Source organism: Clostridium sp., assembly GCF_051650885.1.
Classification (GTDB): Bacteria; Bacillota; Clostridia; order Clostridiales; family Clostridiaceae; genus Clostridium.
Genome location: NZ_JBOFRG010000189.1, coordinates 1 through 1,870 on the forward strand (window position 1 = coordinate 1; position 1,870 = coordinate 1,870).

The following is a 1,870-nucleotide window of genomic DNA, read 5'->3' on the forward strand; positions in this document are numbered from 1 at the left end:
ATGCAAAAGGAAATTATGGAGATACAGAGAACCATGAGGGACTTCAGAAACGGCCTTACAGGAATGACGACGTCAGCGATACCACCTGCACCATTGCCAAATACCCTTGATGAGCACGCCACTGATTTGGAGTTCTGGATCACGGATATTCAAAAGTACATAGAAAAACGACAGATACCGATGGAAATGGAGATGGAAGAGATTGATCAGTTCCTTCATCCAAACTGGAGATGGTGGTTACAGAACAAAATCGAAAAACGAGACCCCAAGCAGCCAATGTATGCAGATGAATTTTTTTCATTACTAAGGCAGAACGTACTGTACCAATCTGAAACCGCGGTGATCCGTGCGTTGAAGAAGGTAACATGGAAAGGAGATGTGTTGGAGTATCTAAATCAGGTCAGGGCAATAACCGCAAAACATCGACAAGAAGACATTATGCAGGAATATGGAGTACCTGGAAAGCAAAATCACTACAGGAGTGGTGAACGATACTCTACCGCTACAGAGTCTCAACCGGAAATGACAACCGCTTTAGCAGCTGTGAATATGATGACCCCCGTCAAAACTGAGGAGCGGGAGACCACTGTGAGCAGAAGAGATGTGAGAGAGTTATCTCCATTGGAAGTTGAAGCTATTTGGGATTCAAGACCTATGCCCACAGGTGGTACTGCGTACTTTATAGCCACGAAAGAGCTCCATTGCCCTCTCAAGATTCGCCATTTAAAAACGGAGCGGAGCGCGCAAAAACTCAAGCAACGCATTGCAATGTACCAGGGAAGAACGTTACACGATGCAGCGCGCGCCCTCAACATACCTATCGAGACCACTCTACCTATCCTACAATCAACAGCCTAGGGGGATTTCTAAAAAGGAGGGGGGAATTTGTAGGACCCGTGGTCGCTACAAGTAGTAAGCTATTGGCAACCTTTAGTTAAAATCACTCTAATATAGAATATATAGAAACTACACATTTAACACATTAAATATAACTTCGAACAGTCACAAACAGTGCATGTTTCACTACAGAGAGAATTTACACCCTCTTTCGCGTAGTTTCTAAGCTAAGGCATCAACAGAGTCACGGGGATCCGGACTCTGTCTTATTCCCGTCTCGGCGATCCCATAAGGATCTGGCCTTGAGACAGAATGAGTAGCAACAACTACTCAGAACGATTAATCTTCTCGGAATAACTAACTGATGTTTTTGCCTTTTGGATTTAAAGTGTTATTTCTAACCTTTACCACCTTTGACGTCGACATTTGAGAAAAAGCCTCATTTCACTATAAGTGACTTGGAGGTTCAGCGGTGACCAGATTAGCTACCTGTGTGCACGCTGATATATACTGTACTAATGAGGTTTGGGTTTAGCATGAATGTATTTATAACTATTAAATAAGGGTTTCATGTTAGACGTCCTCGAGTAGCAGTTATCAAGACTTGATCCGTACGCTGAGACTAGCGGGACGGATGCTTTAAGGGATCCGAAAATCTATAGATGAAAAACTGATTTGTCGCCATCAGTTGACGAACTGAGTGGGACGCTTAGAATTTATATATTAACACAACGTGGAACTATATTTCTATTTCCTCCAGTTGAGAGAGGTCGTGTCGTTTAAGTGTACATCATATGTTTGGGCTCCAATACTATATATATATATATAGAGTATCTTTAAAGTGGGAAACCTGGCTCAAAGTGTGTGATATAATTCATAGTTGGTTTAATTAATAATTGTCATTTTATGAGATATTCATTATTCTAATCAAGAGTTATATTACATGCTTTCTATTGTATGCTCCGACTGCAATATTTGGCTACATTATTAAAGTCGTAAACTGTAGCAGCAGCGGGTCGGGGCACGACATATA

1 protein-coding gene is annotated in these 1,870 nt (G+C 41.8%); it reads left to right on the forward strand.

What is annotated here, in order from left to right:
• On the forward strand, window positions 1-858 hold an 858-nt coding region (locus tag ACRC28_RS09390), incomplete at its 5' end, for a hypothetical protein (protein ID WP_438543190.1).
• Between the last annotated feature and the right edge of the window lie 1,012 nt (window positions 859-1,870).